This window comes from Halorubrum sp. 48-1-W, assembly GCF_003287355.1.
GTDB lineage: Archaea > Halobacteriota > Halobacteria > Halobacteriales > Haloferacaceae > Halorubrum.
This window is the reverse complement of record NZ_QMIM01000007.1, coordinates 1-13,095: the sequence shown is the minus strand read 5'-3', so window position 1 is coordinate 13,095 and position 13,095 is coordinate 1. Positions and strand designations below refer to the sequence as shown.

Genomic DNA, 13,095 nt, shown 5'->3' with positions numbered 1-13,095 from the left:
TTAGCTCCCCCGTTCCGCGCGGTTCCGTAGCAGGATGGCCGTCCCGTTCATACCGATAAGGATGACCAACAGCGTGATAACGCCTGCGGCGACGACCCCGTACCGGAACTCCGCCTGCGGGAAGTTCGCCCACGCGTAGATCTGCATCGGCATCGCGCTGAACTTGCTGAACAGGCTGCTCGGCGGGCTGAACACCGTCGTCGCGGCACCGACCATGATGAGCGGCGCGGTCTCGCCGATCGCCCGGCCGAGCGCGAGGATCGTCCCGGTGAGGATACCGGGGAACGCCTCCGGGAGGACGATGTTCTTCGTCGTCTGCCAGCGAGTCGCGCCCATCGCGTCCGACCCCCGGCGCAGGTCGTCCGGCACCGACCGGATCGCCTCCTGTGCGGAGATGATCGTGATCGGGAGGATGAGCAGCGACAGCGTCAGCGACACGGTCACCGCGGTCCCGAACCCGAACCCGAGGAGGTTCGCGAACAGCCCCAGTCCGAGCAGTCCGTAGACGACGGACGGGATCGCCGCGAGGTTCGCGATGTTTATCTGAAGCAGCCGCGTCAGCGCGCCGACGACGCCGCTGTCCGCGGTGTACTCCTCCAAGAACACCGACGTCGCGACTCCCAGGACGAACGACAGCACGGCGACCATCGCGATGATGATCACCGAGCCGACGATCGCCGGGTAGAGTCCCGCCTCGGAGGCGGTTCGGGACGGTGCCTCCGTGAGGAACGTCTCGCTGACCCAGGGATTCGGCGCCGGGATCCCGAACGTCTCGACGACGAGCGCGCCGGCGAGCGCGCCGACGGCGAGCAGGACGGGCAGCCCGAGTCCGATGACCCCTTCGCCGACGTCGAACACCCGGTGGAGGTAGACGGCCGTCGGCACCCCGGCGACGGCGAGGACCACCAGCGCGTTCGGGCCGCCGACCGCGAGCCCCGCCAGCTGCCCGCCGAGCCCGACGGCGGTCGCGACGGCGAGCGGCACGCCGCCGGCGGCGAGCGCCGTGGTCCGGCCTCCTCGCGCGGCGACGACGAGCGCCCCGGCGACCGCGACCGGGATCGCCAGCGTCCAGAGGTAAACGAAGACCGTCGTCGGGTACGTGTCGACGATGGGGCGGAGGAGCACGGCCCCGAGTGTGCCGACGATGCCGATCGGGATCACGGCCGTCATCGCGGTCGGGACCTCCCGCACGTACCCGTACCCGTACGCGAGCGTCGCCGGGACGACCCCGAGCGTGTACGCGAGGAACCAGAGCCGCGGATCGAACACCAAAAAGAGGACGGTGAGCGCCAGGCCGACCGCGGTGCCGCCGATCAGTCGCCCGACGAGCCCGAACCCGACCGAGCCGGGTTGACCGCGGGCCCCCATGTACGTGAGGTAGCCGGTCAGGGGGATGCCGACCGCGAAGAGGTACGCGAGCTGCCAGTTGAGTCGCGGAATTTGGCCGACGAACGTCTCGACGAGGGTGAAAACCACGGCGACGGCGACGAGGCCGCCGCCGGCAACGGTGACGGCCCGGCGAGTCAGCGCCCGGTCACGCGCGCTGTACAGGCAGAACCCGAGGAACGGCACGACGAGCGTGAGGAAGTACGTCAACAGCCACTCGGGGCTCGCGTTCGCGAGGTCGAAGGCGTCGATCGTGACGTACACGAGCAACACGGCGAGCGCGAAGATGCCGAAGACGCTCGCCCCAAGCGAGAGGTACTCGAAGGCGATCCCTCGGACGCGGCTCACCTCGCCGAACCCCTCGACACGACCGGTGTCGGTGTCGGTCGCCATCAGTACTCCTCCCGGTACCGTTCCGCGATGATGTCACTCAGTACGTTCATTACGAAGGTCACCACGAACAGCGTGAGTCCGAGCGCGAACATCGCGTCGTACGGGATCGTCCCGCCCGTCAGGTCGCCGCCGGCGATCTGTACCATCGCGACGGTGATCGTCATCCCGGACTCCAGGAGGACGTCGGCGGGGTTGATGTACGGGATCCCGAGAACCGTCTCCCCGACGGTCGGCATCCGCGCCTGCGCGCCCATCGCGACGACGACGATCATCGTCTCGCCGATCGCGCGCGAGACGGCGAGGATGTACGACGAGGCGATCCCTGAGATGGAGGCCGGAACCACGATCCCGGTCGACACCTCGAACTTCGTCGCCCCGAGGCCGTAGCCGGCCTGTCGCAGGTCGTCGGGCACGGCGCTCATCGCGTCCTCGGAGATGGATGACACCATCGGAATGGTCATGATCCCAACCATCAGCGACGCCGACAGCGCGTTGAACGTGCTCATCTCCGGGAACAGCGTCGCCTTCAGCGCCGGGGTGACGTACACGAGCGCGAAGTAGCCGTACACGACCGTCGGAATGCCGGCGAGGATCTCCAAGAGCGGCTTCAGTATCGAGCGCGCGTTCGATGTCGCGTACTCGCTGAGATATATCGCGGTCAGCGTTCCGACCGGAAGCGCGACGAACGCGGCCGTGATCGTCACGGTGAGCGTCCCGATCACCAACGCGACGATGCCGAACGTCTGTCCGCCCCCGCGCGGGTTCGGGCTCCAGCTGGTGCTGAAGAGGAACTCGCGGATCGGTACCTCGGCGAAGAACATCACCGCGTCCGACAGCAGGGTCGCGATGATGGCGACCGTCGTGAGCAGGGTGATCGCCGCGCACGCGGCGAAGAACCCGCCGTAGGTTCCCTCCTTCAGTCGTGTGAGCCCGCTCCGTCGCTGGAGATCCGGACTCTCGGTGCTATCTGTCACGGACGGGCGGAGATCGAACGCTGTCGTAAATCAATACACCGGTTCATGACGCGGGTATCAGCCCTGCGCCTGCTCGATCGCGTCCTCGAGGATCTCCATCTGCTCCTCCTGGGTCTCCTCGGTCGCCGGGACGTATCCGACGTCGCCGGCGACGAGGTCCTCGTTGGTGGTCTGGCTGACGAAGTAGCGGGCGAACTCCGCGATGTGCTCCTCGCCGAGCGCCTCGATCGACGGGTAGGTGAAAAGCGGCCGCGAGAGCGGCGCGTACTCGCCGGAGGACGCCGTTTCGAGGCTCGGCGCGACCGGCCCGTCGCCGTTGTCGATGGCGACCGGCGTGATCTGGTCCTGGTTCTGGAACCAGTAGGCGAACCCGAAGTAGCCGATCCCGTACTGGGTGCCCTCGACCCCCGCGGCGATGGTGTTGTCCTGCTCGGTCGCCTGGTAGTCGTCGGTGTGGCCGTCCTCTCCCATGATGTTCTCGATGAAGTAGTCGTACGTCCCCGAGGTGTCGGCGGCGCCGAATCGCTCGATCTCCTCGTCCGGCCACTCGTCGCGGACGTCGCTCCACATCTCGGCGGCGTCGGACTGCCAGATCTGCGAGAGCTCGTCGACGGTCATCTCCGTCGCCCAGTCGTTGTCGTTGTTGATCACGACGGTGAGCGCGTCGGTCGCGGCGATCAGCTCGACCCACTCGACGCCGTTCTCCTCGCAGAGCTCCTCCTCTTCGGGCTGGATCGGCCGACTCGCGTTGTTGAAGTCGGTCTCGCCGACGCAGAAGAAGTTCGAGAACCCGCCGCCCGAGCCCGTCGAGCTGATGTCGGGATCGACGTCGGGATGCTGCTCGGCGAAGTCCTCCATGACCGCGCTCATCAGCGGGAAGACCGTACTCGACCCCGCGATGTTGATCGCCCCGGAAAGCGAGTCGGATCCCCCGTTCGACCCGTCGTCCCCGGAGCTACCGTCTCCCGACCCGTCGTCCCCGGAGCTGCCGTCGTCCGAGCTGCCGTCCCCCGAACCGTTCTCCGTCTCCGTACAACCCGCGAGCGCCAGCCCGCCGACGCCGGCGAGCGCCGCGAGCGATTGCCGTCGGGTAATACCGTCCGTCTCCAGGTTCTGGCTGGGTGCCATCACCGGATCGTGGACGAAGACGACGTAAATACCATGCTATGAGGTATATACGATGGAGTGTAGTGAGCGGTAGCGCTATATAGCAATAGTGCGACTATATAGAACTACATATAAAAAAGATCTTTCGGCATATTCCGGGCATCAAACGATGGTAGAACGCGAATATATATATCCGTACAGCGTTCTCTACCGGTAGATATACCGCACATATAACCGATTATGATGGATCAACGTATTTCGTGAGTTATGGCGACGACTGACCCCGCTGACGGGGCCGATCCCGATAGCGACGGGAGACTACGTAGCGTCGAATCCTCCCTGTGTGACGCCCGCGACGCCCTCCGCGTGGAACGTCGGCGAACCGTCGACGAACGGGAGGCCTTCGAGGCGTTCCGGTCGCGCGTACGGGAGGTTCCGACGGAGTCGACGCCGACGGCGGGGCCGGGAGCAGTCGCGGGTGCGTCGACGATGACGGGCGCGACCTCGGACCGGTCGCGGTTCCGAGGCGGGACGGGCGGTACCGGATCCGGCCTCGTCGCGGTTCGAAACGCCTACCGGGAGACGGTCATGTCCGTCCCGCACTACGACGAGGAGTACAACGACACCTACGAACGCAGCCTCGCTGCGGAGTTCAGCCCGGAGATCGCGGTCGCACTCACCCGCGAACCGACGCTTCACGAGCGGTATCGCTCGTCGCTTTTGGCGAAGACGACCGAGGCGATCGAGCGCCGCGAGGCGTTCGTCGACGTACTCGAGTCCGAGTCGGCGTCGATCGCCCGCGCGAGATCGGACCTCGCGCCGATCCTCGAGGAGGTCACGACGTTCACACGTCGGGAGTTCGGGGCGGCGGACTTCGGCGCGCTCGACGCCTATCGCGCGCGCTTGACCGTCCTCGCGGAGAAGTGTGACGGGATCGCGGCCCGTCGACAGCGGGAGCGCATGGACGAGGAACGCGCGATAGGCGTCGGCGAGGTCGTCTCCGACGTCCAGACGTACCTCTACCGGGACCTCCCGGTCACGTACCCCGTCCTCGCATCGGTCGCAACGGTCGGCGACCGGATCGAGTCGGTCCGGGCCGACGTCGAGCGGGCGATGAGTTACGCGGGGGCCGAACCGGTCGACGACGGGGGGCCATCGGTGCGGTGACCGTCGAGGCCGTCGCGACGGTCGGTCACGCCTCGACGTGCTCGGCGAGGAGCCGCTCGGCGTGGTCCTTCGAGTCGGCGACCTCCCACCGGACGCGGGTCGCGTCCCCGTACGCGAGCGCCTCCTTCAGCTCGTCGCGGAGGACGCCCGTGCCGAAGCCCACGGTGTCCTTCCCGTCGTCGCCGAGTTCGTAGAGCCCGTACCGGTTCGGGGCGCTCCGGGCGGTCGACCGGTCGAGGTCGCGCCAGGGTTTCGCGAGGCTCACGGTCGGTCAGCGGTGGGCGTCGAGGCCCTCCTCGGGCCCGGAGACGATCTCGTAGCTCTCCTCGGTCCAGCCGTCCTCGACGAAGACGAACACGCGGCCACCGGCCACCTCCGGGTCGGCGGTCACCCGGTTGCGCCGCCCCTCGCGGCCGACGATCACGCCGGGGAACACCTCGTCCGTCTCGTCGGCGTCGACCACGACGCGGCCCACGCCCGAGTCGCGGAGGATCTCCTCGCCGGTGTTGTAGTCGTTCACGTAGGTCATCACGCCCTCGGTCTCGGTCGGGTCGGTGACGAGCACGTGCGTCTCCTTGCCCGGCCCGGCGGTGACCGTCCCCGTCACGGCCTCGGGGACGCCGCGGTACAGCGTGGTTCGGCCGTCGAGGTACTCGACCACGACCCCCTCCTCACGGAGGTCGACGCCGATCGAGGTCGGCGGGACGTCGCCGGGTGCGGATGCGGACATACCGCCCGCTCCGACCGCCGACGTGAAAAGGACCCCGCTCGCGGGGAGGACGGGCGGGTCCGTCCCGACAGGCTCGCCGCGACCGCTAACCCTTTGAGGGCCCTCGGCGCGAGTGCGTGTATGGAGGGACGGGCGGCCGCGCTCGGCGCGGGGACCGTGTTGAACGCCCTGGCGACGGGGACGGGAGCGGCCTTCGGGCTCGACGTCGAGACGCGCGCGACGGTCTATCTCGACCCCGGAGCCGACGCCGTCGAGGGCACCATCGCTGAGGACCCCGACGGCGACACCGCGCTGATCGAACGCTGTGTCGCGCTCGCGACGGACCGGTGGGGCGACGGCGAGGGCGGGACCGTCCGGACCGACAGCGACGTGCCGCTGGCGGCTGGGCTCAAAAGCTCCAGCGCAGCGGCCAACGCGGCCGTCCTCGCGACCTGTGACGCGCTCGGGCTGACGGTCGGCGACGACGCCGACGACCCCGCGATCGACGTGACCCGGCTCGACGCCTGTCGGCTCGGCGTCCACGCGGCCCGCGAGGCCGGCGTCACCGTCACCGGCGCGTTCGACGACGCGTCCGCCTCGATGCTGGGCGGTGTCTGTCTCACCGACAACGGCGAGGACCGCCTCCGCGCCCGCGACCCGGTCGACTGGGACGTCCTCGTGTGGACGCCACCCGAGCGGGCCTACAGCGCCGACGCCGACGTCGAGCGCTGTACAGCCGTCGCGTCCATGGCCCGCCTGGTCGACGACCTGGCTGTGGAGGGGCGATACACGGAGGCGATGACCGTCAACGGGCTCGCCTTCTCGGCAGCGCTCGGCTTCGATACGGACCCCGCAGTCGAGGCGATGCCCCGGGCATCGGGGGTGTCGCTTTCGGGCACCGGCCCGAGCGTCGTCGCCGTCGCGGACGCTGCCGACGCCGACGCCGACCTCGACGCGCTGGCCGACCTGTGGGCCGAGCGGGTGGGAACCCTTCGACGCACGACGACGCGGAACGACGGCGCGTACGCCGGTGATTCACCATGAGCACTGACACATCAGACCCCGAAGAGATGAGCCTCGACGAACTCCGCCGGGAGATCGAGGACATCGACCAGGAGATCGTCGAGTTGATCGCCCGCCGAACGTACGTGGCCGACACGGTCGCGCAGGTGAAAGCGAAGCGGGACCTCCCGACCACCGACGAGTCACAGGAGGCCCGCGTGATGGAGCGCGCCGGGGAGAACGCCGAGCAGTTCGACGTCGACGTCAACCTCGTGAAGGCCATCTTCAGGCTACTGATCGAGTTGAACAAGGCCGAACAGCGGGAGAGTCGGTAGTTCACTCCAGACCGAGACTCAGTTTCAGCGCCTCGTCGACGTCAGCCATCGTGGGTCCGTCGAGTGAACCGACGACGGAGTGAATACGATCGGGAATCGACACCGTTCGGAGCTGGTCAAGGCGAATCGACGAATCCTTTTCGAGCGGTGACCCGTCCGCCTCGACGAACACCTCGAACGGATACTCGCGGTAGGTCCCCGTGACGGGCGCGACGATGGTCGTACTGGAGTTCCGATTTCCGATATCGTTCTGAACGACCACCGCCGGCCGCGTCTTCTTCATCTCGTGTCCTTCGGCGGGGTCGAGTCGAACGATAACGACATCGCCGCGCCGAACGTCGGCTTCACTCATCGAGACTTTCCCACGCTTCCTCCGACGTCTCGCTCCACTCCTCGGCGAGTGCCTCCGCGCTCTCGGAGGCCTCCCGATAGGCGGCCGCCAACTCGTCCTCGTCCGGCCGGTCGGACTCTACCTCGACGACAGCGACGGTTACGCGCTTGTTCGCGTACTCGGTGCCGAGATAGACACGACCCCGGTCGTCCGTCTCGTTCGTTTTGAGGTCTGTCGCGTCGACTTTCATCGACGAACGGTACGGACCCACCGCTGATATGTGTTACCCACTATTGCCCACGGATTCCCCCGTAGCGGGTACAGGGTGTATTACGGATTCCAGCTACCTGAACAAGGCCGAACAGCGGGAGAGCCGGTAGCTCAGTCGAGACCGAGACTGTATTCGAGCGCCTCGTCGACTTCTTCCATACGGGACTCGGAGACAAGATCGATAGCGGTAGCAACTCTCACACGGCCACCGTCTCTTTTGTGTGGAACGACCGTATCCTCCCGTGTGGTCTCCGCAACCGACGTCCGCGCGGTCGTGCTCGGGAGGGAACGTCCGGACACGATCCGTGCCGGACTCATCGCGGTCGGGCTGTTCGTCGTCGCGCTCGTCTCCAGTTCCGCAACCTACCTGCTCTCCGTGTCCGTCGGAGGCCCGTTCCAGTACCTGCTCGTCGTCGTCGGGATCGGGTTCGCCGTCGTGTACGGCTATCGGAACGGTGGCCTCCTCGTCTGCTGGACGCTCGTGTCGGCGCCGACCGCCGGGACGCTCGCGTTCTACACGTGGCTCACGGCACGGGAAGAGACAGCCCCGGTCGCGCTCCCCCTCTCGTTTCACGGACACGGCGCCGTCGCGTTCTGGGTCCCGGCGGTCCTGACGTTCGGGACGCTCGCCTTCGCGCTGGGCGTGATCACGCGCCGGATGGCATCGACCGTCTGAGGGTTACGCGCTCGATCGCTCCCCGTTCGGTCGTCCCCCCAGGGCGACGTCGAGGGGGTCCTCGATCTCGCCCATCACCGCCTCGAGGGCGTCCGTGGCGGTCACCAGTCCAACCACGTTCCCGCCCTCGTCGGCGCTCCCGCCGTCGCCCTCGTCGTCACTCCCGCCGTCACACACGAGCGCGAGCTCCTGGTGTTCCGCCTGGAAGCGGTCGACGACCTCGCTTATCGGCGTGTCCGCACGGAGCGTCATCGGGTCCACAGCGACGTTCTCGAGGCTCGTCGATCCCTCCCGCAGGGCGTCGATCCGGTCGACGACCGCGGGCACGTAGACGATCCCGCGGAAGTCTCCCAGGTCGTCGCCGATGAGCGGGAATCGGGTGTGGGGGCTCCCCCCGATCCGGTCGAGGTTCTCCTCGATCGACGCGGTCGTCGAGAGGAACACGACGTCCTCGCGAGGGGTCATCACCTCGCTCACGGGACGTTCGCCGACGGTGAGGGCGTTGAGGATCTCGGGTTTGCGCTCCTCCGGGAGGTCGCCCCGGTCGAGGACGGAGCCGAGCCGGTGTCTGAGCCCCGCCCGCGACTCGATCCGGTCGGACTCGGCCTCGAGCCACGCGCCGGTCATCTCGACCCCGAAGAGCCCGAGCGTCCACTTGGCGACGCCGTCGCCGACCGTGATCATCGGGGAGATGACCTTCGCGAACCAGTAGAGCGGCGTCGCACCGTAGCGGGCGACGAACTTCGTCCGCTCGACGCCGAGGTACGTCGGGGTCTGCTCGCCGTGTGTCAGATGAAGCAGATTGATGATCAGGAAGCCGACGATCCCGCCGGCGCCGATCGACGCCAGAAGCGTGTTCTCGAAGACCGGTTCGATCAGCGTCGCCAGCGCCGGCTCCGCGACGATCCCGACGGCGATGCTCGTCGCGGAGATGCCGACCTGGCAGCTCGTGAGGTAGATCTCGAGGTTCTCGGTCATCTCCCAGGCCCGACGCAGGCCCGGCGTGTCGAACGCCGACTCGGGGTACTGGCGGACGCGGGTCAGCGCGAACTCGATCGCCACGAAGAAACCGTTGGCCAGGATGAGGAGGACCCCGGCGAGCAGTCGGAGACCGATCTCGAGCCCGTTCACGTCGGAGGTCTCTCGTGTGCTCTCAAGGGTCTTTCCGTCGAGCCCGTCCCGGGCGACCGTGAACGTCCCGACTACGTCGGAAGCGTCGCCGACGTTATCGCTTCGCGGTCACGTCGCGGTCACTTCGCGGTCGGCGTCACGTCGCCGACGGCGTCCATGACTTGGATCGCGGCGCTGGCGGCCAGCCCGCGGGCGACCTCGTCGGCGTCGGAGTCGGCGATCCCGGCCTCGAGTTCGTCGAGGTCCGGCGTGAACCCCGCGGTGACGGGGTGGCCGGCCGGGGGGTTGACGGCGACGGTCGCCTGTGGCCCGTCGGTGCCGACCGAGAGCTCCGAGCCGACCGCGTAGCCGTCCGGGAGATACGATTCGGTACGGGAGACGATCCCCGCCACCGTCCGCCTGAGTCGCCGTTCCTGTTCCGGGGAGAGGTCGACCGGCGTGGGTTCGCCAGCGTCGGTCACGCCCGGCGGTCCGGCGTACGGGTTGTTGCCGTTCATCGAAGACATCCGGTGTACGCGGACCCGGCTCAAAAAGGCGTCGGCGACGGCGATCACTCCACGTCGGCGACGGCGATCACTCCACGTCGGCGACGATGACTCACCCGATGTCGCCACGAACGCCGGAGCCGATCACCCCCCGGCGTCCGTCCCTGCGGGGAGAACTACAACACTGGTTTCGACTCGCCGTACGCCGCGATCACGACCGCCGTGGTGTACCGGTCGGGCTCGGCCGTCGCGGTCTCGACACGGGTCTCCCGGTCGGTGAGGTCCCAGTCCCGCAACGACGACCCGGCGTCCAGTCCCGCGTGGATCCGATCGCGGACGTCTGCCGGGTCCTCGCCGGTCACCTCGTAGAAGATCCCCGGCCCGGGGCCGGTCGCCCAGCCGAGCCCGGCGGCGACGTCCGGCCGCCGTCGAGGGGCGCGCTTGTCGGCGGCGTCCTCCGCGCCGGCTCGGCCTCCCTCGCGGAAGTCAACCTCGTCGCCGGGCCCGACCGTTCGACGCGCCTCCACCACGGTGAGCGCGTTCCCCGCGGGGCCCAGATCCGTAACCGTCCCGACCGCTCGAACCGTCGCCTCGGCGGGTATCACCGAGGAGACGGCGACGAGGTTGTAGTTGTGGAGGTTCGCGTCCGCGAGCGCGATGTCGTAGGAGGCCATCGCCGTGTCGGCGACGCCGACGCCGCCGGCGACGTGGATGGTGCTCATACCCGGCAGTCGACGACGGACCGGCTAATGGATTGCGAAGCGGGGTGGACGAAGCGGCTCGAACGCGGAAAAAACGGCGGTCAGTACTGGTAGTGGATGACCTGCTCGTCGGTCCCCTCGACGTCCTGGAGCTTCTCTCCGGCCCGCTCGAAGTCGGACTGGATCACCTCGGTGCGGCCCTCGCGGATCGCGAACATCCCCGCTTCGGTCGCCAGGGAGGCGATGTCCGCGCCGCTGTATCCCTCCAGGTCGCTCGCGATCGCCCCGACGTCGACCCCGTCGGCGACGTTCATCTCCTCGGTGTGGATCTCGAGGATGCGCTCGCGTCCCTCGGCGTCGGGTTCGGGCACCTCGATGAGCCGGTCGAAGCGGCCGGGCCGGAGGATCGCCTCGTCGAGCATGTCGAAGCGGTTGGTGGCGGCGATGATGCGGATCTCCCCGCGCTCGTCGAAGCCGTCCATCTCCGAGAGCAACTGCATCATCGTGCGCTGGACCTCGGCGTCGCCGCTCGTCTTCGAGTCCGTCCGCTTGGAGGCGACCGCGTCGATCTCGTCGATGAAGATCACCGCGGGCTCGCGGTCGGCCGCCAGCTCGAAGAGGTCGCGGACGAGCCGGGAGCCCTCGCCGATGAACTTCCGAACCAGCTCGGAGCCGGCCATCTTGATGAACGTGGCGTCGGACTCGTTGGCGACCGCCTTCGCCAACATCGTCTTGCCGGTTCCCGGCGGGCCGTGGAGGAGGACGCCGCTCGGCGGCTCGACGCCGACGGCCTCGAACTGCTCGGGGTTCTCGAGGGGGTCCTCGACGGCCTCGCGTACCTCGCGGATCTGCTCGTCTATCCCGCCGATGTCGGCGTACTCGACGTCCGGCGACGCCGTGACCTCCATCGCCTGCGCTCTGGAGTCGGTCTCGTCGTCGAGCACCTGCTGGATCGCGAACGAGTCGTTGATCGCGACGCGGTCGCCGGGGCGGAGGTCGGCCTCGAGCCGCGTGGCCGTCTGCGTCAGCACCTCCTGGTTGTTGCCGTGCTGTTTGATCACGACGCCGTCCTCTGTGATCTCCTCGACGGAGGCGATGTACAGAGACGAGGTCTTCAACACCTCGTTTTCGCGTTTTAGCTCGTCGACGTCCGTTTTGAGGTCGCCCCGGCGTCCCTGCGCGTCCTCGAGGCGGTCCTCGAGCTCGTCGTTCACGTGGACGATCCGCCGGTAGTGTTGCCGGATCGCCTCGAGCCGTTCGGCCTCGCTCATCTCCGGATCGAGCTCGAGACGGGGGCGGTCCGGCAGTGAGGGGCTATGAGACATTCGTTGTCCCCGGTATGGCACGCGCGTAAATGTGCCTTTGGGTCACGGTGGTTCGACGATCGCACGGAGAAGGTTTCCGACACCGGATCCGGAGTCCCACTCCACACGGAGATTATCTTCTTTGATAATTTTCGGATGGTTTTATGTTGTCACGGCCCGTCCCGTCTGGTATGAGTGGACGTACCGTTTCGGGACGCGTCGCGTCGGCGGGCGTGGATCGGAACCGCCTCGACGCGTCCGTTCGACCATGACGGACGGAGCGTCCACCGACGGGTCGTCCGCCGATGGACCGTCCACCGACGGGTCGTCCCCGACCGTCCTCGCCGTCGACGACGAGCCCGACTTGGCCGAACTGTACCGTATCTACCTCGATGAACGCTACGACGTCCGGATCGCGACGAGCGGCGAGGAGGCCCTCGAAGAGATGGACGAGGACGTCGACGTGGTTCTCCTCGACCGGCGGATGCCGGAGCGCACCGGCCACGAGGTGCTCTCCGAGATCCGGGGGGCGGGATACGACGCGCGGATCGCGATGTTGACCGCGGTCGAGCCCGACGTCGACATCGTCGACATGCCGTTCGACGACTACAAGACCAAGCCCGTCACCCGCGAGGACCTCGTCGCGCTCGTCGAGGTGCTCCTGGAGCGTGCGGCCTTCGACGAGCGGAGCCAACGCTTCTTCGCGCTCGCCTCGAAGAAGGCGGCACTCGAGGCCGCTCAGTCGACGGACACCGAGGAGTACGACGAACTCGTCGAGCAGTTGGAGGCGGTGCGTGCCGAGGTCGACGAAACGCTCGACCGGCTCTCCGCGGAGGACGCCTTCGTCGAGGTCTCGACGAACGTTTCCTGAGGAACCGGCTGACCCTCTTCCCTCCCCAGCCGCTACTCGATCTCGAGTTCGCCCCCGGCGTCGCTGTCGTCGTCGCCGGCCTCGTCCCACTCGAGTTCGAACTCGACGCTCAACTCGCCGGGGGCGCCCGCCGGCCCCGCCCGTTCGGCTTTCACCTCGAAGGTCGGCCGCGCGGGCGGCTCCATCGTCACGGACTGGTTACACGAGATCGAGGAGAAAGCCCACGACTTCAGTCGTGGGATGAATCTGACCA

17 protein-coding genes are annotated in these 13,095 nt (G+C 67.8%); 5 read left to right on the top strand and 12 right to left on the bottom strand.

The genetic code is table 11. From position 1 onward, the window contains the following. The 3 genes from pstA to DQW50_RS03855 are packed head-to-tail and all read right to left on the bottom strand — an operon-like array spanning position 1 to position 3,881. On the bottom strand, positions 1-1,779 hold the full coding sequence (pstA, locus tag DQW50_RS03865; RefSeq protein WP_112077996.1) for a phosphate ABC transporter permease PstA: 1,779 nt from the start codon (positions 1,777-1,779) through the stop codon (positions 1-3). Beyond that, positions 1,779-2,753 (bottom strand): phosphate ABC transporter permease subunit PstC, encoded by a 975-nt coding sequence (gene pstC, locus DQW50_RS03860; protein WP_112077995.1) that lies wholly within the window; start codon positions 2,751-2,753, stop codon positions 1,779-1,781. The genes pstA and pstC overlap by 1 nt, the downstream gene beginning before the upstream one ends. Positions 2,754-2,810: 57 nt before the next feature. After that, on the bottom strand, positions 2,811-3,881 hold the full coding sequence (locus DQW50_RS03855; RefSeq protein ID WP_112077994.1) for a PstS family phosphate ABC transporter substrate-binding protein: 1,071 nt from the start codon (positions 3,879-3,881) through the stop codon (positions 2,811-2,813). A 246-nt stretch (positions 3,882-4,127) separates the two neighbouring features. Between DQW50_RS03855 and DQW50_RS03850 the strand changes: the two genes are divergently transcribed. Beyond that, complete coding sequence (locus DQW50_RS03850) at positions 4,128-5,027, top strand: hypothetical protein (protein ID WP_112077993.1); 900 nt, start codon at positions 4,128-4,130, stop codon at positions 5,025-5,027. 25 nt (positions 5,028-5,052) lie between these two features. Here the strand turns inward: DQW50_RS03850 and DQW50_RS03845 are convergent, their stop codons facing one another. Then, the gene (locus DQW50_RS03845) at positions 5,053-5,292 is read right to left on the bottom strand and encodes a hypothetical protein (protein WP_112077992.1); all 240 of its coding nucleotides are present in this window, start codon (positions 5,290-5,292) and stop codon (positions 5,053-5,055) included. Between the two features lie 6 nt (positions 5,293-5,298). After that, positions 5,299-5,757 carry a DUF5796 family protein gene (locus DQW50_RS03840; protein WP_112077991.1) on the bottom strand — a complete coding sequence of 153 codons (459 nt, stop codon included), beginning with the start codon at positions 5,755-5,757 and terminating at the stop codon, positions 5,299-5,301. 120 nt (positions 5,758-5,877) lie between these two features. On the opposite strand from DQW50_RS03840, the gene DQW50_RS03835 reads away from it, so the two are divergent. Together DQW50_RS03835 and DQW50_RS03830 are read left to right on the top strand one after the other, a co-directional pair. Further along, positions 5,878-6,780, top strand: a complete 903-nt coding sequence (locus DQW50_RS03835) for a shikimate kinase (RefSeq protein ID WP_112077990.1) — start codon at positions 5,878-5,880, stop codon at positions 6,778-6,780. Beyond that, on the top strand, positions 6,777-7,073 hold the full coding sequence (locus DQW50_RS03830) for a chorismate mutase (protein ID WP_112077989.1): 297 nt from the start codon (positions 6,777-6,779) through the stop codon (positions 7,071-7,073). Before DQW50_RS03835 ends, DQW50_RS03830 begins: the two co-directional genes overlap by 4 nt. Before the next feature lies 1 nt (position 7,074). Here DQW50_RS03830 and DQW50_RS03825 read toward each other — a convergent pair whose 3' ends face one another. Together DQW50_RS03825 and DQW50_RS03820 are read right to left on the bottom strand one after the other, a co-directional pair. Beyond that, positions 7,075-7,425, bottom strand: coding sequence for a type II toxin-antitoxin system PemK/MazF family toxin (locus DQW50_RS03825; RefSeq protein WP_112077988.1), 351 nt, complete (start codon positions 7,423-7,425; stop codon positions 7,075-7,077). Beyond that, a complete protein-coding gene (locus DQW50_RS03820) occupies positions 7,418-7,654 on the bottom strand; it encodes a hypothetical protein (protein WP_112077987.1) in 237 nt (78 codons plus the stop codon). Before DQW50_RS03820 ends, DQW50_RS03825 begins: the two co-directional genes overlap by 8 nt. Positions 7,655-7,918: 264 nt before the next feature. Here DQW50_RS03820 and DQW50_RS03815 point away from each other — a divergent pair, with 264 nt between their 5' ends. After that, the gene (locus DQW50_RS03815) at positions 7,919-8,350 is read left to right on the top strand and encodes a hypothetical protein (RefSeq protein ID WP_112077986.1); all 432 of its coding nucleotides are present in this window, start codon (positions 7,919-7,921) and stop codon (positions 8,348-8,350) included. A 3-nt stretch (positions 8,351-8,353) separates the two neighbouring features. On the opposite strand, the gene DQW50_RS03810 is transcribed toward DQW50_RS03815, so the two are convergent. The 4 genes from DQW50_RS03810 to DQW50_RS03795 all read right to left on the bottom strand — a co-directional run bounded on the left by DQW50_RS03810 (position 8,354) and on the right by DQW50_RS03795 (position 11,992). Next, a complete protein-coding gene (locus tag DQW50_RS03810; protein WP_112077985.1) occupies positions 8,354-9,481 on the bottom strand; it encodes a CNNM domain-containing protein in 1,128 nt (375 codons plus the stop codon). Between the two features lie 119 nt (positions 9,482-9,600). After that, positions 9,601-9,978, bottom strand: a complete 378-nt coding sequence (locus tag DQW50_RS03805) for a DUF5811 family protein (protein WP_112078055.1) — start codon at positions 9,976-9,978, stop codon at positions 9,601-9,603. Positions 9,979-10,142: 164 nt separating this feature from the next. Then, a complete protein-coding gene (locus DQW50_RS03800; RefSeq protein WP_112077984.1) occupies positions 10,143-10,688 on the bottom strand; it encodes a pyruvoyl-dependent arginine decarboxylase in 546 nt (181 codons plus the stop codon). 80 nt (positions 10,689-10,768) lie between these two features. Continuing rightward, the gene (locus DQW50_RS03795; protein ID WP_112077983.1) at positions 10,769-11,992 is read right to left on the bottom strand and encodes a proteasome-activating nucleotidase; all 1,224 of its coding nucleotides are present in this window, start codon (positions 11,990-11,992) and stop codon (positions 10,769-10,771) included. A gap of 247 nt (positions 11,993-12,239) precedes the next feature. Between DQW50_RS03795 and DQW50_RS03790 the strand changes: the two genes are divergently transcribed. Next, the gene (locus tag DQW50_RS03790) at positions 12,240-12,842 is read left to right on the top strand and encodes a response regulator (RefSeq protein ID WP_112077982.1); all 603 of its coding nucleotides are present in this window, start codon (positions 12,240-12,242) and stop codon (positions 12,840-12,842) included. Positions 12,843-12,874: 32 nt separating this feature from the next. Here DQW50_RS03790 and DQW50_RS03785 read toward each other — a convergent pair. Further along, positions 12,875-13,095, bottom strand: a 221-nt coding sequence (locus tag DQW50_RS03785) for an amphi-Trp domain-containing protein (RefSeq protein WP_303645496.1), incomplete at its 5' end; no start/stop codon positions are given.

Bases quoted from the DNA above. Each gene is read 5' to 3' on its own strand.
- pstA (WP_112077996.1), bottom strand. From the start codon at position 1,779: ATGGCGACCGACACCGACACCGGTCGTGTCGAGGGGTTCGGCGAGGTG.
- DQW50_RS03840 (WP_112077991.1), bottom strand. From the start codon at position 5,757: ATGTCCGCATCCGCACCCGGCGACGTCCCGCCGACCTCGATCGGCGTC.
- DQW50_RS03800 (WP_112077984.1), bottom strand. From the start codon at position 10,688: ATGAGCACCATCCACGTCGCCGGCGGCGTCGGCGTCGCCGACACGGCG.
- DQW50_RS03835 (WP_112077990.1), top strand. From the start codon at position 5,878: ATGGAGGGACGGGCGGCCGCGCTCGGCGCGGGGACCGTGTTGAACGCC.
- DQW50_RS03855 (WP_112077994.1), bottom strand. From the start codon at position 3,881: ATGGCACCCAGCCAGAACCTGGAGACGGACGGTATTACCCGACGGCAA.
- DQW50_RS03820 (WP_112077987.1), bottom strand. From the start codon at position 7,654: ATGAAAGTCGACGCGACAGACCTCAAAACGAACGAGACGGACGACCGG.
- DQW50_RS03825 (WP_112077988.1), bottom strand. From the start codon at position 7,425: ATGAGTGAAGCCGACGTTCGGCGCGGCGATGTCGTTATCGTTCGACTC.
- DQW50_RS03795 (WP_112077983.1), bottom strand. From the start codon at position 11,992: ATGTCTCATAGCCCCTCACTGCCGGACCGCCCCCGTCTCGAGCTCGAT.
- DQW50_RS03850 (WP_112077993.1), top strand. From the start codon at position 4,128: ATGGCGACGACTGACCCCGCTGACGGGGCCGATCCCGATAGCGACGGG.
- DQW50_RS03830 (WP_112077989.1), top strand. From the start codon at position 6,777: ATGAGCACTGACACATCAGACCCCGAAGAGATGAGCCTCGACGAACTC.
- DQW50_RS03805 (WP_112078055.1), bottom strand. From the start codon at position 9,978: ATGAACGGCAACAACCCGTACGCCGGACCGCCGGGCGTGACCGACGCT.
- DQW50_RS03790 (WP_112077982.1), top strand. From the start codon at position 12,240: ATGACGGACGGAGCGTCCACCGACGGGTCGTCCGCCGATGGACCGTCC.